Genomic DNA, 22321 nt, shown 5'->3' on the forward strand with positions numbered 1-22321 from the left:
ACGGGCGAAGTCACGTTGTTGCTCTGCTTCACGTCATTGCTCCTCGGACCGCAGATCAGCAACGCGAGTGCCAGCGCGACTCGGCACCTCCGGCGACGGGCGTTCAGCGGGGCGCGCCGAGCGCGCCGGCGAGCGCGAGCGCGCGCTGGATCTCCGCCGACGTCACGAGGCCGATCACGTGCTCCCCCTCGTCGAGCACCGCGACCGCGCTCGCCTCGCCGCTCGCCAGCGCGTCGAACGAGCGGGACGCGTCGTCGCCGGCGCGCGCCCTCGGCACATTGACGGACATCACGGCGCCGACCGTCTCCGGCGCGACGCCGCGCCCGAGCTTTTGCGCGAGATCCCAGACCGTGACGACGCCGATCTCCCGGCGCCCCTCGCCTTCCCGGGGATCGTCGATGACCCGCGCGCCGACCAGGTTGTGGCGCAAGAGCCGCTCCGCCACCGCGCGAGGGCTCTCGTCCGCATACGCGTCGCCGATCCGATCGGTCATCAAACGCAGGACCGGAATGCCGCGGAGGAGATCGTGCGTGCTCGAGCGCACCTGCTCGGCCGAGGCGCCCATGTAGACGAACACGGCGATGAGCACCAGGATGACGTTCCACGAGAGCAGGCCGAAGAGCCCGAAGACCACCGCCATCATCTTGCCGATCGTGGTCGCGACCCGCGTCGCGCGCGCCCGCCCGATGCGGCGCAGGAGCAGCCCCCTCAGCACCCGGCCGCCATCCATCGGGAACGCCGGCAGCAGGTTGAACGCGCCGAGGATCGCGTTCATGATCGCGAAGGCCAGGAGCGCCACGCCGACCTCCGCCGGCGCAGGGAGCAGGCGATAGGCGCCGTAGCTGCCGAGCGCGATTACGAAGCTCATCAGCGGCCCGGCGAACGCCATCCACGCCTCATGCTCGGGATCGTCGCGCTCCATCAGCGAGACGCCGCCCAGCATCATCAGCGTGATCGAGCGCACCCGGATCCCGTTCTTGAGCGCGACGAGCGAGTGGGCCAGCTCGTGCGCCAGCACGGCGACGAACAGACCGACCGCCAGGATCGCCCCCCAGGCGAGCGGCGGCAGGCGCAGCGCCTCGCGCGGGATCTCGAGCGACGCCGCGATGAAAGAGAACTGCGACGCCGCCACGTACGCGACGAACGGCAGAAAAATCAGCAAGGAGATGTGCAGCCGGATCGGGATTCCTCGGATGCGCAGGACTGTCAGCCCCTGGTCGAACATATGCCTCCTGATCCCGGGTACAGATGGGGCCGACAAGCACCTTCGCAAGCCGCCGAGACGGCGCCGGCGCATGGAAATCAGGGCCTCTTCGCAGATGCGCGGCGCAATGCAGAGGCCCACGCAGCGCCTGGACGGACTCCAGCGCACGCGCGCGTCCGTCCCAGGCGGGACCCGGCGCGAGGAGCACGCATTCGAGGACGCGCAGCGCAGCGCGGCGCCCCCACCGGCCGCGGATTGGCGTAGCTTTGTGTGACCGAGGTCGTCATGCGCCAGCGTGTCCCCGATGCATTGATGGCAGCGAGCACCAAAGAGCTCACGCGGGTCGAGCTCACGGTCCTGGAATCATCGATCTCGGGCGGCGTGCCCAGGGACCTCACGGGCCATGTGTTCGCGATCGGTCCTGTCGGCTCGGTGGACGGCGGACTGCCCAGGGCGGACGGCGCGCCGATCCTCAATGGCAATGGGATGATCTATCGGCTCGACTTCGGCGGCGGCAGCGCGGTCCGGCTGACCTCGAGGCTCGCGCGATCCCCCTGCCACCACGCGGACGCCGCCTCGCGCCCCGGCACGCGCTTCGAGGCGCTCGGCTTCCGCGACGCGGGGCTGCTCCGCTTCTCGCCCCACCTCGGCCAGCGGAACCACCTCAATCACGCGTTCGTGCCGATGCACGCGCCCCGCGCGCCCGCACGCCTCCTCGTCACGGGCGACACGGGGAGGCCCTACGAGATCGACCCTGCGACGCTCGAGCTCGTCACGCCGGTCGGGCGCAACAGCACGTGGTACCCGGCGGCGCCCGTCGATCACCCCTTTCCGATGACGCTGGCGACCGCGCACCCGTGCTTCGACGCGGAGCGGGGTGAGCTCCTCACCGTCAACTATGGCCGCTCGCTCCTCCACCTGTTCGCCGCGTCGCTGCCGCGGCTCGACGAGCTCGCCGCGCTGCCGCGCTCCTGGGATCGACTCGCGTCGGCGGCCGCGTCGATGGTCGAGCAGCAGCTGCTCCGGCCGAGCGCGGATCGGCTCGAGCTCTTCGCGAAGCGCGCGCTCGAGCTCCTGCCCGCGCGCTTCCGCCCGAGCGCGCCGCCCGGCCCGGGCGACCTCCTCGCGCGGCAGGCGGCGCGCTTCGGCGGGGTCCCGCTCGACGAGGCGGCGGGCGACTTCGTGCACCTCCTGCGCTGGGACGGCCACAACGAGCCGGAGCGGCACGCGCTCCTCCTGCCGGGCGGCGCGCCGGTGCGCATCGAGCAGAGCGTGCACCAGCTCGGACTGACGCGGCGCTGGGTCGTGCTGGCGGACACGGCCTTCCGGATCGGGCTGGAGAGCGTGGCCTGCCAGAGCCCCGGGGAGAGCCCCGGGGTCGATCGCCTCCTCCGGTCGCTGCTCACGATGCCCCACGAGCCGAGCACGACGTTCTACCTGGTCCGGCGGGACGCGCTCCGGCCGGGCGGCGGATCCGTCGTCGTGAAGAAGGTCGTCGTCCCGCTGGAGACGCTCCATTTCCTCGTCGACTACGAGGACGCGGGCGACCGCATCACCGTGCACGCGGCGCACAACTGCGCGACCGACCACGCCGAGTGGCTCCGGCCCTACGACCGGCACGCGGCCGACAGGACGCCGGCGCCGCCGCGGCTCCGCGGGCTGTCCCCGACCGGGCAGGCGGACGTGAACCGCATCGGCCGGTACACCCTGGACGCGGCGGCCGAGCGCGTCGTGGATCAGGCGGTGTTCGCCGATCCTGCGCGGGCGCTCGGCCTCGGCCTCTACGCGTACCGGGAGGCGGGCCCGTCGTGGATGCCGCCCGATCGCATCGAGAACGTCTACTGGCGCGGCTGCGGCATCTGGGACGAGCTCTCGACCGAGTTCATCGACCGGCTCTACGCGGCGCACCCGCACAGGTCGCTGCCGATGGCGGCGCTCCGGCGGATGCGCGCGGAGGGCGGGCACCCCGACAGCCTGTTCCGGTTCAACCACCGCGCGATGCGGATCGAGGATCGCTACGAGTTCCCGCAGCGCGCCGTGGGGTGCTGGCTCAGCTCGCTGCAGTTCGTGCCGCGGCGCGGCGGCAGCGGGGCAGATACGGACGGGTACGTGGTCGCGCTCGTCACGACGCCGCAGCGCGCGGAGGTCTGGATCTTCGACGCGACGAACCTGGCGCGAGGGCCGCTCTGCAAGCTGGGGCACCCGGCCTTCCGGCCAGGGCTCACGCTCCACACGGCGTGGCTCAACGCGGCCCCGCCGTGGAGAGCTGGATACAAGGTGCCAGTGCGCGAGGACTACGAGGATTTCGTGGCCGAGGCCCCGCTCGACCAGGTGAAGGCGCTGTTCGAGGAGGCGGTCTATCCGCGGTTCGCCTGAGCCGCCCTTGCAAACCCTTGTCGAGACAGCTCGAGCCGACGCTCCACCACCGCCGATCGGCCAGCGCCGAGCGCGCTGATTCGCCGTAGTTCGCCGTAGCTCGACCGCCTGGCGCGCGCGACGGGCGTCTCGAGCGCCGGGCGGCAAACAGCGCTTCACGCCCTGACGCGTTGACGCCGTTCACCGCCTGCCGCCCGGGAGGTTACGTCCGCGCTGCGCCCCGCGCGGGCTGCCGCGGACACGCGACCGGGCCGGAAGCGCTGGCGCGCGAACGGAAGCGCGCAACGACGCGAACCGACGGCGCCGCGACGCCGGTGCGATGATGTCGCGGAGGGAACGAGGGTGACGACGGCGGACGTTTCCGACCGGAGTCGAGGTCTCCGCTTTCACGGGTAAACGGATGCACAAACGTGTCGGAACGCCCGGCGCTGAGCAGGCAGGGCGCAGCGCGCACGTCTCCCTCGGACGGCGCGATCGATTGCGTCGGCGCTGCGCGGAGCCCGTGGTTTCTCTGGGTCCGGCGGGAGGTTCCATCTATTTTGAGAACACGTGCGCTCGCCGCGGCCGCTGCGCGCGACCGCGTCACGGCGCGCCAATCGCGGTGCGCCGCGCGCGAGGGCCTCGGCGCGCGGCTCTCTTCCCGCGCAAAGGCCTGCGACGAGGGGCATCGATCCCCTCCTCCATCGCGAAAGCGGCGCCGCGCGGCTGCCGCGGCGCGCGCGCGGCGCGCCTCGACCGGGCCCATCGAGATCGAATCGTGGAGAAATACAAAGGGAGCGCAGATCCGAGGAGCGCCTAATTCGCGAACGCCATCCGCGAATTCATGCGATTTCGGAGCGGCAGCCTCTGCACAGAGGCGCGAGGCACACAGCCTGCTCTGAGGTGAGCCAAGGTGTTCGGGGGCCGCAAGGCTCATCAGGGACACCGGGGAGGACCAATGATCTCGATTCACGGCAAGATGATGGGTCTCGCGATGGTGCTGACGCTCGGGGCCGGGTGCGCGGTCGGCGCGGATGAGGACTTCGACCTGGATGAGGATAGCGTCGACGCCACGAGCGAGGCGCTGGAAGAGGCCGAGCGCGGCGGGTACGCGTCGCAGTCGCAGGCGCAGGTCGGCCAGATGGGGCCCAGCAAGCTCGGTCTGCCCCCGAGCAAGGGTCTGCCCTCGAAGGGTGTCCCGATGCCCGGCAAGGGCGAGCTGCTCGGCAAGGGCGAGCTCCTGCCCGGCAAGGGTCACTTCCCGACGAAGGGTGGCCTGCCGAGCAAGGGCCTCCCGGGCAAGGGCGGCTATGCCACGCAAGGCCCGGCGCAGATCAGCCAGGGCGCGGTGGGCCAGTTGCAGGACCTCTCGCAGGCGCAGATCGGCCAGCTGGGCCCCGGCGCGCAGGCGCAGATCGGACAGCTGGGCGTCGGGCAGACGGGCGGCATGGTGGGGCAGGAGACCGGGCAGCGTGACGGCGAGCGCTGCTTCGGCGGCTTCGGCGGCTTCGGCGGCTTCGGCGGCTGCGGCTGCGGGCTGACGGCGGTCACGACGTCGATCACCAGCTTCATCCCGAGCTTCGGGTTCGGCGGGTTCGGCGGCTGCTGCGGCGGGTTCGGCGGGTTCGGCGGGTTCGGCGGGTTCGGCATCTGATCTCGCTCTGACCGCACCGCGCCGGCCGGCGCCGGAGGCTCCGCCTCTCTGGATCCCGCGGCGCCGCTCCGGCCCTCCTCAATCGCTGTTGCTCCCGGGCGCCGGCAGCCTGGGGTTGGATATCCCAGGCTGCCGGTAGCTGCTCTCTCCCCTCCACCGCTCGCGCAGGAGCCGCCCCACCGCTCGCCGGTGGGGAGCGCGCGAGACCCCGACCCCTTCAGCCGCCCTGACCGAGCGCGCGATCCAGGTAGAACGCCGCGCTGATCAGCCCGAGGTGGGTGAACGCCTGCGGGAAGTTGCCGAGGAGCTCTCCGCTCGGCCCGATCTCCTCGGAGTACAACCCGAGGTGGTTGGCGTATGTGAGCATCTTCTCGAAGATGAAGCGCGCCTCGTGGAGGCGGCCGGAGCGCGCCAGCGCCTCGACGAGCCAGAAGGTGCAGATGCTGAACGTGCCCTCCTTGCCGCTCAGGCCGTCGCCGGCGCCCTTGCCGAGCTCGTAGCGGTGAACGAGCGTGTCGCTCGCGAGCTCCCCGAGCGTGCGGTCGATCGTGCCGAGGATGCGCGGATCGGTGGGAGAGATGAAGCGCATGAGCGACATGAGCAGGTTGCTCGCGTCGAGCGCCTTCGAGCCGAAGGACTGCACGAACGTCCTCCGCTCCGCGTCCCAGCCGTGCGTCATGATCGCCTCGTAGATGGCGTCGCGCGTGCGCGCGATGCGCGGGCGATCGAGCGGCAGCGAGCGCTTGTCGGCGAGCCGCAGGGTCCGGTCGAGGGCGACCCAGCACTGGAGCTTCGAGTAGACGAACTGCCGCTTGCCCCCGCGCACCTCCCAGATGCTCTCGTCCGTCTGCTCCCAGTTCTGACACACCCAGGTCGCCATGCGCTGGAGCTCACGCCAGAAGTCGTAGGAGATGGGCGACCCGTACTTGTCGAACAGGTACACCGAGTCGATGAGCTCGCCGTAGATGTCGAGCTGGAGCTGCGCTGTCGCCCCGTTGCCGACCCGGACCGGCCGCGACCCGCGGTAGCCGTCGAGGTGGGTCAGCGCGAGCTCGGGCAGCTCGTGGCGCCCCTCGATGCTGTACATGAGCTGGAGCGGCCCGGTGGGGCCGTCCTCCTCGGAGACGCGGGCGCTCAGAAACTCCATGAAGCGCGCGGCCTCCTCGGTGTAGCCGAGCCGGAGAAAGGCGTAGAGGGTGAACGCGGCGTCGCGCACCCAGACGTAGCGGTAGTCCCAGTTGCGGGCCCCGCCGATCTCCTCGGGCAGGCTGGTGGTCGCCGCGGCGACGATCGCGCCTGTCGGCTCGAACGTGAGCAGCTTGAGGACGAGGGCCGACCGGTCGACCATCTCGCGCCAGCGCCCCTTGTAGCGCGACTTGCCGAGCCACTTCCGCCAGAAGTCGACCGTGCGCCGGAGGGCGTCCTCGCCGTCGATCGGCCTGGAGAGGAGGCCGTCGCTCGCCGTCCAGTCCTCGACCTGGCGCAGCGAGAACGTGGCCGACTCGCCGGGCTGCAGCACGAAGTCGGCGGTCACCCCGCCGGCGCCGTCGCTCGTCAGGGGAACCGGGCTGATCAGCGCGAGGTCGAGGCCATCCGAGTCGAAGACGGCGCCGCGCGGATCGTCGAGGAGGAGGCGGTGGGGGCGGCGGGCGAAGTCCATCGCAGGGCGGCAGGAGAGCCGGAAGCGCACCGCGCCGCGGACGGCCCGCGCGACGCGGACGATCTGGTGCATCCCGCGGCGGTAGTCGCCGTACGTGTCCCGGTGGATCGGCATGAAATCGCAGACCTCGCCGACCCCGTCCACGTCGAGGAAGCGCGTGAGGAGCACGTTTGTGTCGGGCATGTACATCTGCTTGCGCGACGTGGTGTGCGCCGCCGCGAGCGCGAAGCTGCCGCCCTGCTTGTCGTCCAGGATGGCCGCGAACACGCTCGGCGAGTCGAAGTGGGGCAGACAGCACCAGTCGATGGAGCCATCCATCCCGACCAGCGCAACAGAGTGCAGGTCGCCGATGATGCCGTAGGACTCGATGGGCTTGTAGGGCATCGCCTGTTCATAGCGCCGGCCCGGCCGAGAGGAACAGCCCCCGCCGCGATCATCCGCGGTTTCTGCCGTCACGACCGCGGCGGCAGCCGCGAGAGCTTCCGCTGGAGCGAGCGCCGGTGCATCCTGAGCTTGCGCGCCGCCTCCGAGATGTTCCCCTCGCTGTCGGCGAGCACACGCTGGAGGTACTCCCACTCCACGCGCTCGAGCGACGGCAGGTCCTCGTCGCCGTTCGCCGTCGGGGCGAAGCCGAGCAGCGAGCGCGCGCACCGGGCCGCGTCCACCGGCTTGGTCAGGTAATCCACGGCGCCCGCCCGGATCGCCGCCACCGCGTTCGCGATCGTGCCGTACCCCGTGAACACAACGATGCGGATGCCGTCATCCAGGCTCCGCAGCGTCCCCACGAGGTCGATCCCGCTCTGCCCGGGCATCCGGACGTCGACGAGCGCGTACTCGAACACGTGCTCGCGCGCCATCGCCGCGGCCTCCTCCGCGCTGCCGGCGAGGAACACCGCGAACCCGTGCTTGACGAGCGCCTGCCCGAGCGCCGACCGGAAGGTCGCGTCGTCGTCGACGATGAGCAGCGTCGGCTCGCCGGCGGGCTCCGTGCTCACGGGTCCACCGGCGCGAGGCGCAGGGCGACGCGCGTGCCGGCCGGCTGCCTCGCCGACACCGTGAGGCGCCCGCCGACCTGCTCGATGAGCGTCCGCACGAGGTAGAGCCCGAGGCCCATCCCCTCGCCGGGCGCCTTGGTCGTCACGAACGGCTCGCCGAGCCGCCCCTCCAGGCCCGCCGGGACGCCCGCCCCCCCGTCCTCGACGCTGATCACCGGCGCGCCGCCCTCGTCCCCGACGGTGACAACGATCGGCCCCGCGGCCGCGGAGGCCGGCCCGAGCGCCGCGAGCGCGTTGTCGAGCAGGGCGAACAGCGCCGCCTCGATGTCGGCCGCGTCGAGCGGCACCGTGCGCCGCGGCGCGAGGTCGCCGCGCACCTCGACGGCGACGCCGGGGTGCGCCGCCCGCCACGCCTCGACGCCGCGCAGGGCCGCCGCGCCGACCTCGACCCCGGCGCGCAGCTCGTCCGCCCGGACGTCCGCCCGCATGCGCGCGATCACGACGCGGCAGCGCTCGACCTGCTCCGCGATCGTCCGGGCGCGACGCTTCGCGGCGTCGGTCGCCTCCGGGTCGTGGAGGCTCTCCCCGGCGAGCACCGCGATCGTCCCGAGCGGGGTGCCGAGCTCGTGCGCGGTGCCGGCGGCGAGCGCGCCGAGGGCCTGGAAGCGCGAGGCCTCCTCCGCGCGCCGGCGGAGCGCCGCGTTCTCGGCCGCGCTCTCGTCGAGCGCGCGGCGGACCTTGAGGAGCACGTAGGCGACGAGCGACGAGCTCAGGACGAAGGCGAGGAGCATCCCGTAGAGGTGGGCCGAGAAGGCGCCGTGCTCCGGGTGGCTCGGGCAGCACGCGCCGGTGGGGAGCGCGAAGAGCGCCGCGAACAGGCACGCCGCGAGCGCCGCGAGCGCGAAGGTCGTCCGCGCCGGCAGGAGCGCCGCGGCGAGCGCGACGTGCACGAAGAAGAGGGCGCTGAACGGGTTGCCCGCGCCGCCCGACGCGGCGAGGACCCCCGCGATCGCGACGAGGTCGAGGGCCACGACGCCGGCGACGAGCGCGCTCTGCGCGCCCTTCTCGGACCGCACCCGCCGGGCGAGGGCGAGGTTGAGCCCGCCGGCCAGCACGAGGATGGGCACGGCGATGCCGTACCGGACGTGGTAGCCGAACAGCGCCTCGTCGACGATCAGGGTCGCCGCGAGCAGCGCGAACACCGCCCAGCGCAATCCGACGAGCCACCGGAGGACGATCCCGCCCGCCGGCGCCCGATCCAGGGAAGCGTCGTGCGTCACGGCCGAGACTATAGCGCGAAAGCCGGGAGGACCGCGCTCAAGACGGCGAGAGCGCGCAAAGGCGCCTCGCTGCGCCAGCGATGGAGGAGGCATCGATCTCCGCCGCATGCAGGAGCTCGGCTGGGCTGCCCGAGCCGGGCATCTCCCTCACGGCGAGGTGCACGACGCGCGCGGCGACAGGCTCCTCGCCAGCCAGGCTCTCGAGCACGGCGTCGCCCAGGCCGCCCTCGGCCCAGTGATCCTCCACGACGATGGCGTTTCCAGCCGTCGCCCGCACCGCCGCGCGGATGCCGGCGGCGTCGATCGGCTTGACGCAGTAGGCGTCGACGACTCGAGCGGAGAGCCCGCTCGCCTCGAGCGCTGCGTGGGCCTTCAACGCTTCGTGGACGGTGATGCCGGCCGCGATGATCGTCACGTGATCGTGGGGCGCCTCGCGCAGCACCTTGCTCCCCCCGATGGGAAACGGTTCGGTCGAACCGTACAGGACAGGCGTCTTCTCGCGCGTCGTTCGGAGGTAGACGATGCCCTCCTGGTCGGCCATGGCGGCGACGAGCCGCGCGGTCTGATTGGCGCAGCACGGATAGAGCACGGTGCTCCCGTGGACGGCGCGCATCATGGCCAGATCCTCGAGCCCCATCTGCGACGGGCCGTCCTCGCCGATGGATACGCCCGCGTGCGAGCCGCAGAGGCGGATATCGGCCCTCGACACAGCGGCCATCCGGACGAAATCGTAGGCGCGCGAGAGGAAGGCGGCGAACGTCGACGCGAAGGGCGACCAGCGCCGGACGCTCATCCCGACGGCGGCGGCCACCATCTGCTGTTCGCTGATGAACATCTCGAAGTAGCGGTCGGGGTGAGCCTTCGCGAACTCCTGGGCGAAGGTCGAGTTGTTGACCTCGCCGTCCAGGGCGACGATGTCCGCGCGCGCAGCGCCGAGCGCCTTGAGCGCGTCGCCGTAGGCTCTCCGCGTCGCGACGTCCGTGGAGCGCTCGTAAGTGGGGAGCCTCAGAGGCTCGGTGGTGGGCCGCGGAGCAGGCTGACCCGGCGCCGGCGCCTCGGGCTCGATCACGATGTCGCGCACACCTCCAAGCTCTTCGATCGCCTTCGCGCACTGCGCCTCGTCGAGCGCCTTCCCGTGCCAGCCGTCCTTGTCCTCGACGAGGGACACGCCTCTTCCCTTCATCGTGCGCGCGACGATCAGCGCGGGGACATCCGGCGCGCGGAGGGCCTCGGCATAGGCGGCGGAGATGGCGGATGGATCGTGGCCGTCGATCTCCAGGGCACGCCAGCCGAACGCGCGGGCACGCTCCGCATAGGCCGCGGAGTTCCAGCCGAGGGGGGTCTGTCCGCGTTGCCCCAGACGGTTCATGTCGAGGATGGCAATGATGTTGCCGAGCTGATAGTGGCGCGCGTGGTCGAAGGCCTCCCAGATGGATCCCTCGGACATCTCGCTGTCGCCGAGCAACACCCAGACACGGTAGGGGATCTTCTCGAGATACTTCCCGGAGAGCGCGATCCCGACGCCGAAGGGGAGCCCCTGACCCAGGGAGCCGGTCGCCACATCGACCCAGGGGAGCGTCGGCACCGGGTGCCCTTCCAGCCGGCTCCGGAAGCGCCGGAACGACAGGAGCTCCGCGTCCGAGATGACGCCCGCCGCCTTGAACATCGCGTAGAGCAGAGGGGAGGCATGACCCTTCGAAAAGATCACGTGATCGTTGTTCGGGTTCTCCGGATGGCCCAGGTCCCAGCGGAGGTAGTCGCAGAGGAGCACCGCCATGAGATCGGCCGCCGACAGGCTGGAGGTCGGGTGACCGGAGCCGGCCCTCGTCGAGGCGCGGAGGCTATCGACGCGAAGCTGCTGAGCGAGCTCACGAGGATCGTGCGCCTGCTCGGTGCTCCTCCGGCGTCGCTCCCCGGTCCGGTCGTCTCCACCGCGCGATCCGTGCTCACGCGGAGGCGCGTCGTGGGGCACGTGGGTCGACCTCTCGCCGGGCGGCGCGGGCGAGCGGCCCTTCTCGGCCCTCGGCATCTGCTCTCGATCATCCTGCGCAGGCGCCCCCCTGGGACGGCTCGGCATAGCATCTTTCAGGGGGCTGCGTACGTGCTTTGGCCGTCTCTTCTCGGGCGGCTTGGGGACCTCTTGCGCCATGGCTGCACCTGACCTCGCCGTTTTGATGCAAGCAGGGTTGATGCAACCAGGGTGCCACCGCGTACGAAGCGTGCATCTGGCTGGCGGGCACGAGCCTGCTCACCGCGGCCGGAGCACGGAGAACAGCGCGCGCGGGCGCGCCACCACGCGGGCGTGGGCAGGCAGCCGGAGCCAGGGGGTTGACAAGCACGCGCCCCGCGCAGGCTGGTGCGCAACCGTGCACGCGCTGGGCGGTCCGACCCACGTCATCGGGAAGTTCCGACCTGAATTCCGTCTGGCATCGAATCCCATCATCAGAAGAATCGTTCGCGCTGTCGCGTTGCTCGTTCAGAGCGCGCAGGGGTATGAGCAAAAGGCCATGGCTGCTGGGCATCGTGAAGGTCAGCTGGCGACGGACGGCGCAACGCCTCCGCCCGACTTCAGCGATCGAACTGAACATGCTGCCAACGGAAAGCTGATGAGGGTTCTCGGGACCGGCGCGCTACTCGTGGGCGCGACGGCGGGCGTGGGCACCCTTCTCTACGTGTGGTTGCCGAACGACACACAGTTCGGGCTGGGAACGCATGGCGTGGGGGTTCGCGTGCGATGGTGAGCGCCGGCGACGCAGCCGCGGGCCATCGCCGGTGTGTCTCATGAAGCGCGGGATGGGTGGCTCGACAACCACGCGCTCCGTCCGCAAGAGCCGCCATGTCTTCCGTCTCGTCCCCGCGTGAGAGAGAGTGTACGCTGAGCGCGATGAAAGAAGCGGTATTCGGGCTTTTGCTCGCCGGCCTGGGGCCAGCGGTGACGCCGCCGGAACACGTTGTCTCCGACCCTCTGGATTGTGTGAGAATTTTGGTCGCGATGGCACAATGCAACCCGGCGACTGTCTGGGTCGCGGGCGTTCGGTGAGCGCTATCCAAGCACGCCCGGATGATGTATAGACAGGAACCGTTACGGCGCCGTGGCACGATTCCGCGTGTGTCGGGTGTGCTCGCATGACCAGGGTGGCGTATGCGCGGTCCTCGATCTGCAACTTATGTTTTGTCGTGGGTGGCGCTGTTCCTTGGGCTGTTCGCGACCGCTTACGCGCACGCGGCGGACCCTCCCGAGCGGCCTCGCGAACGCTCCCGGCCCGTCAAAGAGCTCATCCGTGAGGCCGACGCGGCAGTGGCTCGCCTCGATATCGCGCGGGCCCGGGAGCTGTGGGCCGAGGTCTACGAGATCGAGCGGTCGAACGTCGCGATGTGCACCCTGGGGCAGCTCGACGCGCGGATGGGCCGCTGGGCGGACGCCACCGTGGAGCTGTCGCAGTGCGTCGACCAGATGCCGGCCCCGCGCACGAAGCAGCAGCGGAGCCTGTACGAGCAGCGTCACGCCGACCTCGCCCGTGCCCGGCGGCGGGTGGGCGAGGTGGTCCTCGTGCCGCCGCCCGGCGTCGTGGGCATGCTCGTGAACGGCCGCGGGGTGAAGGACGGCCGCCGCGTCTACGTGGCGCCCGGCCAGCACGAGGTGACAGCCGTCGGGGAGGATGGGCAGGTCGCGCGCGCGAGCGTGAAGGTGGATGCGGGCGAGTCGAAGCCGGTGCCGCTCACGTTCGACAAGCCGGCGCCGGCCCCGGAGGACCGCGCGCAGGCGCCGAAGGGGGCTTCTGGGCCTCGGGCTCCAGGACCTGCGGCGCCGCCGAAGGGACCGCCGCAGGGGGCAGCCCGGCCAGGGCCGGATCTCCGGATGGTCGTCACAGGCACGATGGCCTCCGCTGGGTTGATGGTCACGGGCGCTGTGTGCCTGCAGAGCGCGCAGGGGTATAAGCAGGAGGCGATGGCGGCCTGGGATCGAGCTGACAGCGGGCAGACGGAGGACACGACGTTTCGGCCTGAGTACAACGAAGTCATTGACAAGGCCGCCACCGGGAAGCTGATGAGCGTCCTCGGGACCAGCGCGCTCGTCGCGGGGGCGATGGCGGGCGTGGCCACCGTCGTGTACGTCTGGTTGCCGAACGACACGCAGATCCGGGCGGGAACCCACGGCGCAGCGGTACGGATTCGATGGTGAGCGCCGGCTACGCCACTGCGTGCACATCCTCGGTGTGCCTCGTGAAGCTCGCACGGGGGATCGACTGATGCGACCGATGATCTGCCTGGCTCTCTCCGCGATGACGCTGCTCGCGTGTGAAAACGAATCATTTGTCCCGCTGATAACCCCGCCACCCTACACGATCCCCGTGCTGTGGATGTGGATTGGGCCGAAGGACGAGGCGCCACCCTGCGCCGACGGCCAGCCGCCCCGGTGGGAGGGATGGATGCCCGAAGAGCCGCTGGAACCATGCGACGAGTGCGCTTGCGGCCCGGCCGCGTGCGAGCTGCCCTTCAAGCTGAGCGCGGACGCCCTGAGCTGCCCCGGCGGTGGGAGCTCGGTGAGTGTCGATGCCGGCAACGGATGGGATGGGACGTGCGCCGCGCTGCCATCGCCCGTCGCGCCCGATGAGCTCGCGTCGGTTCTCTACGACCCGCCGGCGCTCTCGCCGTGCACGCCCTCGGAGACGCCCGAGCCGCCGCCGGTCGCTGCGAGGTTCGTCCGGGTGTGCGCCGGCGACACCGACCACGAGCCGCCGGGGTTCATCGCCTGCATGCAGGCCGCCAGCGACGGCACGTGCTGGGATGGATATACCCGACACGAGTTCTTCGAGGAGCTGATCGACGACCGCGCCTGCGCTCCGTGTGAGTGCGGTCCGCCGGCGGGAGGCACGTGCGTCGCCGAGCTCATCTTGTACGGGGACAGCGCGTGCAATGACCGCGTGGGTGCGGCGCTCTCCGCCAGCCTGGGGGAGATGCCCTGCGCGGACATCCGCTCGTCCGTGCCGCTCAGCGCCGTGCGCGCCTCGCTCGTGGAGGCGGAGCCAGGCGCCTGCTCCCCCAGCGTTCCGGCCGTCATCGGCACCCTGGAGCGACGCGAGCCTCACGTCGTATGCTCCTTGCCCGAAACCTAGGGCAGTCCATGCGGCCTAGGAGGACATGCATGTTGAGTATCCGGCGCACGCTCCTGCTCATGCTATCGCTTCCTGCGGTGGCATGCGAGAACTATCCGGACATCGCAGGGAAAGCGTCCGTCCTTCTCGACGAAGAAACCCTGGCTCTAGACACCGGCGATGATGGGCAGCGGTTCGCGAAAACGGGAGAGCAGTGGTCCACTGCGTGCAATGTGAAATACGGCGGGTTGTCGATGACCCTGGAGCGCGCGCGCAATGGCGATCCGCCTCTCAAGATGGTCGCACTGCTCGTCAGCAAGGAGAGAGATGATGGAGAGCTCGCTCCGAACGTCATCGCAGAGCTGAAAAAACAGCGCTATGCCGGGTTTTGCGACGTCGTGGCGACGGTCGGCAGCGATCCGCACGACGTGGAGTTCTCGGCGGCCGACTGCGAGCTCCAGCGGGCCCTCGACGGCCATCCCGCGTTGCTCGTCTCCGCCTTGTTTCACGTCAAGGAGTGCGAGAACGAGTAGGTCACCGCCGGCTCGGGCACGCCGTGCGCCCGCGGCGGGGCACGCGCGCTCTCCTGAACCGGAGGCAGGGGCGCCGCGGCGAGCGCGGCGCGGGCGAGCCCGCGGCCGCGGACGCCCCGGCGCTTCGCCGCCTCAGCCTTCCTCGGCCGGCGCCGCCTCGCTCGGCGCGGCGCCCTTCGCGGGCCGGCCGCCGCCGCGGAAGGTCGACAGGAAGTCGAGCAGCGACTTGTAGCGGAGCGGCATCTCCGGGTGATCCTCGGCGAGCGCGCTGATGCGCCGCGCGATCTTCTGGAGCATCCCGATCCCCTCGTGGTCGAGGACGAGCCGCTGGTGGTAAGCGGACATGTAGACCGCCTCCAGCACGGCCTCGCGCGCGGAGAGCTCCTTGTGCGCCGCCTGCACGCGCAGGAGGTCGTCCGGGCCGACGTCCTTCACCCGGAGCACGTCGGCGTCCTCTTCCACGAGCTCGGCGACGTCATCGAGCAGGTTGATGTAGCCGGGGAGCGCGCGGCGGAGCCGCTGCACCTCGGACGTCTTGAGCGTCGGCTTGTACGCGACGCCTACGAGCGCGGCGAGCTCGCCCGCGCTGATCACCTTCGCCTTCTTCGTCGCCCGCGCCGCGCCGTTCTTCTTCCCCGCTGCGGTCGCCGCCCGCGCCGCGCCGGCTTTCTTCGCCGCCGTCGCCGCGCCGTTCTTCTTCCCCGCTGCGGTCGCCGCCCGCGCCGCGCCGGCTTTCTTCGCCGCCGCCGCCGCGCCGTTCTTCTTCCCCGCTGCCGTCGCCTTCTTGATGGTTGCCATCTCCGCCTCCCTCGACCCGATGCTGTGCTGCTCGGGGTGGACGATGGTATTCTTCCCGAACGGAAGCCGTCCAGGAAGTCAGGGAGGCGCTCCGCCCGGCCGCCGGGGACTTGAGGCCCGTGCCGCGGGCATTGACCTCCCAGCGGGGAGCCTCAAGTCCCCCGACGCGGGCAAGAACCTCCCAGCGGGGGGCGAAAACATCCCCTCAGGGGAGGTTAGCCTTCACTGCCAAGCATGCTCTGTCGTCGCGTCGGTGCTACACGGCCGGGATGACCAGCCGAACGAACGAACGTGTCATCCAGGCCATGGCCGACGCGGCGCACCTTGCGCCTGACAGGTTTACCGTAGAGCTCGATCGGGGAGAGTACATCCTCAATCATCCTGACTCGCAAACGTGGAGTGAAGATGTGCGCGCAGCCGTCGTTCGGGCGGCGAAGACGGTGCTCCCACCCGGGTCGCGCGCCTCACTCATGTAAACTCTGCCCCCGCCGCGCCGCCGCGGAGGTCGAGGTGCGTCGGCGCGCGGTGTTGGGGTCCTCGAGCGTGGAGCGTCCGCGGCGTGGAGGCGGACACCGGCGAGCTCGAGGCCGTCGTTGTCCACCTCGTCGAGCTTGGAGGAGCGACGCGGGTGAAGGCGAACGTCGGCGAGCTCGGGATCGCGCCGGCGTCGAGCGCGGAGCGTCCGCGGCGATGTCCACCTGGTCAAGGTGTGCGTCGGACGAGCGCGGTGCCGTCATCCTCGTCCATCTGGCTAAGCTCGGGCGCGGTGCCGACGACGAGGAGCACAGGCGTGAGCTCGGCGCGGCCCCTCTCCGCCGCTCGGGTCGCAGAGGTCGAAGCGCACGCCGCGCAAGGGCGATACTGTCGCATCAGTCAAGCTGAATCGTCGCGGCGCTGCGGGTTTGTTCGCGAGGGCTGTTCGCCAACCATCCGGTTGACGAACACTCGCGCCGCGTAGACGTATGCGCACCTGCGCCGCCCGGGACGCGTCGATCCACGTGCATTGTGATTTGATCGCCGAATTTCTCATTGATACCCACGTCATGCCCAGAAAGATCGTGCTCGCACTCACATCGCGTGTCGCGGCTCGGCCAGGGCTTCCACCATGTCCATGCGCTTACTCGGCAAGATCGGCTTGCTCTACCTCGGTGCGCTCGTCGTGGTTCCGGCGCCAGCACAGGCGCTCGAGTTCAACGGCGGCGTGAGCGTGGGCGGGATCCAGGTCGGGATCGAACCCAAGATTGCCGTGAGCCCCTTCGCCGCGTGGCTCTGGCGCCGCGAGGGGGACTTCCGGCTCGAAGTCCACAACATGCTCAGCATCGTTCCGGGGGCAGGTGTCGGGGTCTACGACCGAACGGCAGTCACTCTTGGGTATGCCACGAAGACAACCACCGTCAGCCTCGGGCCGTCCCTGGCGATCTACTCGATGCCGGTATGTGGTGCCGTGATCTGTGACCGCGTGGTGGGGGTTGCTCCAGGCGGCCGCGCCCAGTCCGACTGGTACTTCGCCGGGCCCTTGGGCGTATCCACCAGCGTCCATGTGGACTGGGCTGGCGGCAGTAGTCGCGCTCTTCCTGGAAGTCTGGTCGTGATGGTGACCGCTGGACCCATTTGGAGATTTGAGGTAAAGTCAAGATGAACAGGATATTTTTTGTTCTCTGCTTCGGTCTCACGGCGTGTAATTACGATGTGGGAGAGTGCTATGTCCGGGGTGAGGGAAACGAAGGTGCCGGGGGCAGCATCATCACCCCGACAGGAGGGGTTGGAGGCTTCGGGCATGTGCCGCTGGAGCCGCAAAGTCACACGGGCCTCGGTGGGGATCCGTGCTCGCAAACAGTGGAGTGCACGGTCACGTGGAAGGCTGGTTCGGCTGTCTGCAATAACCAGGGCGCGTCAGGTAGCTGCACGACACTGTATCAGGGCGAGCACGCGAGCTTGGACGAGGCCGAGGATCGATGCGAAGACGCCTCTGGGGTGCGAAACAGCTCCGGTGCGCAGTCGTGCGGCTCGTGTCGGTGGGCGACCGGCGCGCGGAATGACTGTTTGGAGCACTGCAAGGACCTCTGCTTACAGGTATGGGAAAGTTGCCGCAAGGATTGCCCCAGGGGGGACAAAAATTGCCTGGCTGAATGCACGAACGATCTCAGTGTTTGTAATCGCAACTGCGATAGAAAGTGCAGATGAACATGATCGAGCTGAAGTATCGATTTAATGGCGACGTATCGCGGGATATCACTGTGCGATTGTTCGATGTCAAGCAGGCGCGCGATGCCGACGATTCCGCGCCTTGGGATATCGGCGTAACGATCACGTGGGGAGCAGAGATCGCATTCGATCACCCGCTAGCCGGCGCGGATCCGCTCCACGCTGTGGAGCTGGCTGCTCAGTATGCGTCCAAGTACATCCGCGGCCGAGCGGAAGATGAGGGCGGTACGCTCGAACCGCCGATCACTCCCTGAAGAAAGAACATCGCCGGCGAGGCCATCGAGGGCGATCTCGGCGCCGCGCATGCGTGCCATGGCGTACTGCGTTCTACGGGGCATGGATATCGCGGAGGTCGAATTCGCATATAAGCTGAAGCGTACTGTTCGACTCGTCATCGTGCTGGAAAATCCTACGACTGGCCAAGAGCTTCGGTTCGAGTCATCGGCAATCTGGGATGCCGAAGTTTTGCGTCATGTCGGCATCACGACACTGGGCAAGAGGCCGGTTTTGCACGGATACTACGCTTTCGCATCCTGAAGCTTGAAGGCTGCCCAACAGGCCACTGGTGCCGACGGCGCTTCGCGCCGCGGCACACCGGTAGCCGGTAAATCGTTGGGCGCAACCAGGACGAGAGATGCCCCGAGGGGCAGCGCTCACCGCGGCCGGAGCACGGAGAACAGCGCGCGCGGGAGCGGGTCCAGCGTCCCCTGGTAGACGGTCTCGACGCTGGAGAGGACCTCGAAATCAGCCCCGAAGATCTCGCGGAGCTCCTCGGGAGAGAACCGGTACGGCCCCTGTTCCCGCGGCTCCAGCACGCTGAAGCACTTGAGGAAGCAGAGCCCTCCGGGCGCGACGAGCCGCTTCAGCGCGCGCACGTAATCGCCCCTCCGGGCCGGCGGGAGGCAATGGAAACAGCCGCGGTCGAAGACGACATCGAACCGCTCGTCGAGCCGGCTGTCCAGGATATCGTCCTGCACGAAACGCACGGCGGCGCCTCGCTGCGCCGCCTGCGCCGCCGCCTGCTCGATGGCGGCGTGCGAGAGGTCGGTGCCGGTGACGTCGAACCCGCGCTCGGCCAGCGCGAACGCCTGCGTGGCCGGGCCCGTGCCGAGATCGAGCGCCCGCCCGCGGGCGACCTGCCAGCGCTCGAGCGCCTGCCCGAGATCGGGATCCAGGCCCGCGTGGTACCAGGGCAGGCTCTCTGCCGGGGTGCTTCGATACAGCTCTTGCCAGTCCGGGAAGTTTCGCTGTTCGCTCATGTCCACCGTTATAGTCCGCCGGAGCGGCGCTGCACTCCGGGCGTTCTCGTGTAGGCTCCGGCGCGTGCAGAGGCGCGGGTGCGGAGGGGCAGGGCGATGAGGATCACGTGCGTGGGCGGCGGGCCGGCGGGCCTCTACTTCGCGCTGCTCGCGAAGCAGCGCGACCCGCGGCGCGAGGTGGTCGTCGTGGAGCGGAACCGGCCCGACGACACCTTCGGCTTCGGGGTCGTGTTCTCGGACGCGACGCTCGACGGCCTCGAAGGCGCCGACCGCCCGAGCTACGACGCGATCCGGAGCAGCCTCGCCCACTGGAACGAGCTCCACGCGCACATCGGCGGGCGCGTCCTCGTCTCGACGGGGCACGGCTTCAGCGGCCTGTCGCGCCGGAAGCTGCTCGCGATCCTCCAGGACCGGGCGCGGGAGCTCGGCGTCGTCCTGCGCTTCGAGGAGGAGGTGACGGACGCGGCCGAGGCCCTCGCCGGGAGCGATCTCGTTGTCGCCGCCGACGGGGTGAACAGCCGGATCCGCGAGCGCTTCGCCGACCGGTTCGGGCCGCGCATCGACGTCCGCCCGAACCGCTTCGTCTGGCTCGGCACGACGTTCCCGTTCGACGCGTTCACCTTCTATTTCGAGGAGAACCGACACGGCCTCTTCCGGGTGCACGCGTACCGCTACGAGCCGGACCGCTCGACGTTCATCGTCGAGTGCCGCGAGGAGACGTTCCGGCGGGCGGGCCTCGACCGCGCGAGCGAGGACGAGACGATCGCGTACTTCGAGGAGCTCTTCGAAGACAAGCTCCGGGGGCACCGGCTGCTCAAGAACAGGAGCGTGTGGCGGAGCTTCCCCACGGTGCACAACGAGCGCTGGAGCGCGGGCAACGTGGTGCTGCTCGGGGACGCCGCGCACACGGCGCACTTCTCGATCGGCTCGGGGACGAAGCTCGCGCTCGAGGACGCCATCGCGCTCGCCGAGAGCCTGGGGCGAAGCCCGGGCGTGCCGGAGGCGCTCGCCGCCTACGAGGCGGAGCGCAAGCCCAAGGTGCTCGCGTTCCAGCGGGCCGCGCAGGTGAGCCTCCTGTGGTTCGAGAACACCGAGCGCTACATGGCGCTCGACCCGGTGGAGCTCATGTTCAGCCTGCTGACGCGGAGCCTGCGGGTGACGCACGAGGGGCTGAAGGCGCGCGATCCGGCGTTCGTGCGCGAGGTGGACGCGCACGTCGCGAGCAAGGCGGAGGCGCAGTCGGGGGTGCGCGTCGCCGCCGGCGGCGGCGATCCGCCGCCGCCGATGTTCACGCCGTTCCGGCTGCGGTCGCTCGTGCTGGAGAACCGGGTCGTCGTGTCGCCGATGTGCCAGTACTCGGCGGAGGACGGGCGGATCGACGACTGGCACCTCGTGCACCTGGGCAGCCGGGCGCTCGGCGGGGCGGGGCTCGTGATCACCGAGATGACCGACGTGAGCGCCGAGGGGCGCATCACGCCGGGCTGCGCGGGGCTCTACCGCCCCGACCACGCCGAGGGGTGGCGGCGCGTGGTCGATTTCGTCCACGCGCGCTCCCGGGCCAGGATCGGCGTCCAGCTGGCCCACGCGGGGCGCAAGGGCGCGACAAAGCGGATGTGGGAGGGCATGGACGAGCCGCTCGAGCGCGACGGGTGGCCGCTCCTCAGCGCCTCCGCCATCCCGTACCTCCCGGAGAGCCAGGTCCCGAAGGCGATGGATCGCGGGGACATGAATCAGGTGATCTCGGACTTCGTGCAGGCGGCGAGGAGGGCGGACGAGGCCGGGTTCGACCTTATCGAGCTGCACTGCGCGCACGGCTATCTGCTGGCGAGCTTCATCTCGCCGCTCACGAACCGGCGCGACGACGCCTACGGCGGGCCGATCGAGCGCCGGATGCGCTATCCGCTCGAGGTGTTCGACGCGGTGCGGGCGGCGTGGCCGGCGGACAAGCCGATGAGCGTCCGCATCTCGGCGACCGACTGGGCGCCGGGCGGGCTCACGACGGACGATCTCGTGGCGCTCGCGACGATGCTGCGGGAGCACGGCGCCGACATCCTCCATGTGTCGGCGGGGCAGACGGACCCCTCCGGAAAGCCCGAGTACGGCCGGCTGTTCCAGACGCCGCTCTCGGAGCTCGTGCGGCTCTCGGCGAAGGTGCCGACGATCGCGGTGGGCAACATCCAGAGCTACGCGGACGTGAACAGCATCATCGCGGCCGGGAGAGCCGACCTGTGCGCGCTCGCGCGGGCGCACCTCTACGACCCGTACTGGACGCGGCACGCCGCCGCGGAGCAGGGGTTCGACATGGAGTGGCCGCCTCAGTACCGGTCGGTCGAGAGGTACACGCTCCGCATGCGGTGACCTGCGCGGGGCGAGGTCTCACCGCGCGGGGCGCCGCCGCGCGGCTCGGCGGATCGCGCCAGAAAAAGTCGAGGCCGGGCCTTGATCCTCACGCTACGTGAGGACCTAGCCTCCGGGGCATGGACGTCCTCCCCCGCCCTGGAAACAGGGGAAGCATCATGCGTTCAGCACCGTTGAAAGTCGGCGATCTCGCCAGGCAGACCGGCCTCTCCGTCCGCACGCTCCACTACTACGAGGAGATCGGCCTGCTCTCCCCGTCGCATCGCACGGCGTCGGGGCACCGGATGTACGCGGCGGGCGACGTCGCCCGGCTCCAGCAGATCAAGTCGTTGCGCGAGCTCGGCTTCAGCCTGGAGCAGATCACCGCGTGTCTGGACAAGCCGGGCTTCTCACCGCTGCAGACGATCGAGCTGCACCTGTCGCGGCTGCGCGAGCAGATCGCGCTGGAGCAGAAGCTCTGCGCGCGGCTCGAGGGGCTGGCGCACGTGCTGCGCGCGGGAGAGGACGTCTCTGTGGAGCAGCTCCTTCAAACCATCGAGGTGATGACCATGATCGAGGCGTACTACACCCCAGAGCAGCTCGCGGAGCTCAAGCAGCGCGCGGAGGCGATCGGCCCGGAGAAGATGCGCGAGGCGGAGCGCGCGTGGAAGACGATCTACGATGACATGCGGGCGGAGATGCAGAAGGGCTCCGATCCGAAGAGCGAGCCAGTGCAGCAGATCGTGAAGCGCATGCGGGTCCTCATCGACGCGTTCACGGGGAAGAACCCCGAGATCGAGAGATCGCTCAACCGGATGCGCCAGCAGGAGCCGGCGATGAGGGACCAGCACGGGATGGATCCCGAGTTGCACGAGTTCATCGGCAAGGCGATGCGCTAGATCGCCCGCCTGAGCGTCGCGACCGTGCGCGCCGTGCGGGGCGCCA

Annotated in this window: 17 protein-coding genes; 10 read left to right on the forward strand and 7 right to left on the reverse strand. The window is 70.0% G+C overall.

All coding sequences use genetic code 11. From position 1 onward, the window contains the following. Nucleotides 1–103: 103 nt before the first annotated feature. Nucleotides 104–1225 carry a M50 family metallopeptidase gene (locus WMF28_RS39645; protein WP_437598861.1) on the reverse strand — a complete coding sequence of 374 codons (1122 nt, stop codon included), beginning with the start codon at nt 1223–1225 and terminating at the stop codon, nt 104–106. A 291-nt stretch (nt 1226–1516) separates the two neighbouring features. Here WMF28_RS39645 and WMF28_RS39650 point away from each other — a divergent pair, with 291 nt between their 5' ends. Beyond that, the gene (locus WMF28_RS39650; RefSeq protein WP_437598862.1) at nt 1517–3580 is read left to right on the forward strand and encodes a carotenoid oxygenase family protein; all 2064 of its coding nucleotides are present in this window, start codon (nt 1517–1519) and stop codon (nt 3578–3580) included. A 937-nt stretch (nt 3581–4517) separates the two neighbouring features. Then, on the forward strand, nt 4518–5213 hold the full coding sequence (locus WMF28_RS39655) for a hypothetical protein (protein ID WP_437598863.1): 696 nt from the start codon (nt 4518–4520) through the stop codon (nt 5211–5213). A 217-nt stretch (nt 5214–5430) separates the two neighbouring features. Here the strand turns inward: WMF28_RS39655 and WMF28_RS39660 are convergent, their stop codons facing one another. The 4 genes from WMF28_RS39660 to WMF28_RS39675 all read right to left on the reverse strand — a co-directional run bounded on the left by WMF28_RS39660 (nt 5431) and on the right by WMF28_RS39675 (nt 11177). Then, nucleotides 5431–7257 (reverse strand): glycoside hydrolase family 15 protein, encoded by a 1827-nt coding sequence (locus WMF28_RS39660; RefSeq protein ID WP_437598864.1) that lies wholly within the window; start codon nt 7255–7257, stop codon nt 5431–5433. Nucleotides 7258–7325: 68 nt separating this feature from the next. Continuing rightward, entirely contained in the window at nt 7326–7868 is a 543-nt protein-coding gene (locus WMF28_RS39665; protein WP_437598865.1) for a response regulator transcription factor, read from the reverse strand. Then, nucleotides 7865–9148 (reverse strand): ATP-binding protein, encoded by a 1284-nt coding sequence (locus WMF28_RS39670; RefSeq protein ID WP_437598867.1) that lies wholly within the window; start codon nt 9146–9148, stop codon nt 7865–7867. The genes WMF28_RS39665 and WMF28_RS39670 overlap by 4 nt, the downstream gene beginning before the upstream one ends. 37 nt (nt 9149–9185) lie before the next feature. Then, complete coding sequence (locus tag WMF28_RS39675) at nt 9186–11177, reverse strand: transketolase (RefSeq protein ID WP_437598868.1); 1992 nt, start codon at nt 11175–11177, stop codon at nt 9186–9188. A 337-nt stretch (nt 11178–11514) separates the two neighbouring features. Here WMF28_RS39675 and WMF28_RS39680 point away from each other — a divergent pair, with 337 nt between their 5' ends. From WMF28_RS39680 to WMF28_RS39695, 4 genes are all read left to right on the forward strand, one after another. Then, nucleotides 11515–11889: a hypothetical protein gene (locus WMF28_RS39680; protein ID WP_437598869.1), complete on the forward strand. Its 375-nt coding sequence runs from the start codon at nt 11515–11517 to the stop codon at nt 11887–11889. A 557-nt stretch (nt 11890–12446) separates the two neighbouring features. Beyond that, nucleotides 12447–13331: a hypothetical protein gene (locus WMF28_RS39685; protein WP_437598871.1), complete on the forward strand. Its 885-nt coding sequence runs from the start codon at nt 12447–12449 to the stop codon at nt 13329–13331. Between the two features lie 76 nt (nt 13332–13407). After that, on the forward strand, nt 13408–14265 hold the full coding sequence (locus tag WMF28_RS39690; RefSeq protein ID WP_437598873.1) for a hypothetical protein: 858 nt from the start codon (nt 13408–13410) through the stop codon (nt 14263–14265). Between the two features lie 29 nt (nt 14266–14294). After that, the gene (locus WMF28_RS39695) at nt 14295–14777 is read left to right on the forward strand and encodes a hypothetical protein (protein ID WP_437598875.1); all 483 of its coding nucleotides are present in this window, start codon (nt 14295–14297) and stop codon (nt 14775–14777) included. A gap of 132 nt (nt 14778–14909) precedes the next feature. Here the strand turns inward: WMF28_RS39695 and WMF28_RS39700 are convergent, their stop codons facing one another. Then, complete coding sequence (locus WMF28_RS39700) at nt 14910–15575, reverse strand: hypothetical protein (RefSeq protein ID WP_437598876.1); 666 nt, start codon at nt 15573–15575, stop codon at nt 14910–14912. Nucleotides 15576–16680: 1105 nt separating this feature from the next. Between WMF28_RS39700 and WMF28_RS39705 the strand changes: the two genes are divergently transcribed. Both WMF28_RS39705 and WMF28_RS39710 read left to right on the forward strand, forming a co-directional pair. Beyond that, nucleotides 16681–17214, forward strand: a complete 534-nt coding sequence (locus tag WMF28_RS39705) for a hypothetical protein (protein ID WP_437598877.1) — start codon at nt 16681–16683, stop codon at nt 17212–17214. Nucleotides 17215–17755: 541 nt separating this feature from the next. After that, entirely contained in the window at nt 17756–18034 is a 279-nt protein-coding gene (locus WMF28_RS39710) for a hypothetical protein (protein WP_437482633.1), read from the forward strand. Nucleotides 18035–18433: 399 nt separating this feature from the next. On the opposite strand, the gene WMF28_RS39715 is transcribed toward WMF28_RS39710, so the two are convergent. Continuing rightward, nucleotides 18434–19039, reverse strand: a complete 606-nt coding sequence (locus WMF28_RS39715; protein ID WP_437598878.1) for a class I SAM-dependent methyltransferase — start codon at nt 19037–19039, stop codon at nt 18434–18436. A 96-nt stretch (nt 19040–19135) separates the two neighbouring features. On the opposite strand from WMF28_RS39715, the gene WMF28_RS39720 reads away from it, so the two are divergent. Next, nucleotides 19136–21397, forward strand: a complete 2262-nt coding sequence (locus tag WMF28_RS39720) for a bifunctional salicylyl-CoA 5-hydroxylase/oxidoreductase (RefSeq protein WP_437598879.1) — start codon at nt 19136–19138, stop codon at nt 21395–21397. Between the two features lie 158 nt (nt 21398–21555). After that, a complete protein-coding gene (locus WMF28_RS39725) occupies nt 21556–22275 on the forward strand; it encodes a MerR family transcriptional regulator (RefSeq protein WP_437598880.1) in 720 nt (239 codons plus the stop codon). Nucleotides 22276–22321: the final 46 nt, after the last annotated feature.

It is taken from the genome of Sorangium sp. So ce590, from assembly GCF_051521365.1.
In the GTDB taxonomy this organism is placed as follows: Bacteria; Myxococcota_A; Polyangia; order Polyangiales; family Polyangiaceae; genus Sorangium.